This window comes from Mesorhizobium sp. M4A.F.Ca.ET.050.02.1.1, assembly GCF_003997725.1.
In the GTDB taxonomy this organism is placed as follows: domain Bacteria; phylum Pseudomonadota; class Alphaproteobacteria; order Rhizobiales; family Rhizobiaceae; genus Mesorhizobium.
The window spans coordinates 1-569 of the sequence record NZ_RZSG01001442.1 but is presented as its reverse complement, the minus strand read 5'-3'; the positions used below and the strand labels follow the sequence as shown (position 1 = coordinate 569).

Annotated in this window: 1 protein-coding gene; it reads left to right on the top strand. The window is 72.4% G+C overall.

Annotated features, from left to right (window positions below):
- Positions 1–45 precede the first annotated feature (45 nt).
- Positions 46–569, top strand: a 524-nt coding sequence (locus tag EOA33_RS38030) for a PAS domain-containing protein (protein ID WP_245482613.1), incomplete at its 3' end; no start/stop codon positions are given.

The window sequence follows — 569 nt, the reverse complement described above, 5'->3', positions numbered from 1 at the left end:
GTGCCGGAGGCAAGGCAGGAACCTTCGCCCACGACGCCGGACGTGATGGCCGAGTCCACGCCGGAGGTGGCCAAGGGCGTTGCCGTCCCTGCCGGCGGCCCAGTTGCCGGCCCGACTGGACAGAGCCCGAAAGCGGCGGTGGGCGACCGGGCGACGGCCAGCGAGACGCAGCCGCAGCACGACCATTGGTACTTCAACGCCGGCGGCGATGAGGCACGGCATCAGGACCATGCATCCGGCAAGGCCGAGGCGGCGGAGCCGGCGTCGCCAGCCGAAGCGCCTCGGCAGGCCGCCGCCGCGCCGGCCGCCGGGCGGACGATCGATCGGTCGGCGCCGCCGCTGCGCTTCGTCTGGCGCACCGACGCTGACGGCAAGTTCAGCGCATTGTCGGCCGAATTCGCCGAGATCGTCGGCAAGCCCGCCGCCGACGTGATCGGCCGCCGCTTCAAGGATGTGGCCACCACTTTCGGCCTCGATGCCTCGGGCGAGATCGCCGGCCTGCTCGAACGCCGCGACACGTGGTCCGGCCGCTCGGTGCTGTGGCCGGTTGCCGGCACCGATCTCAAGAT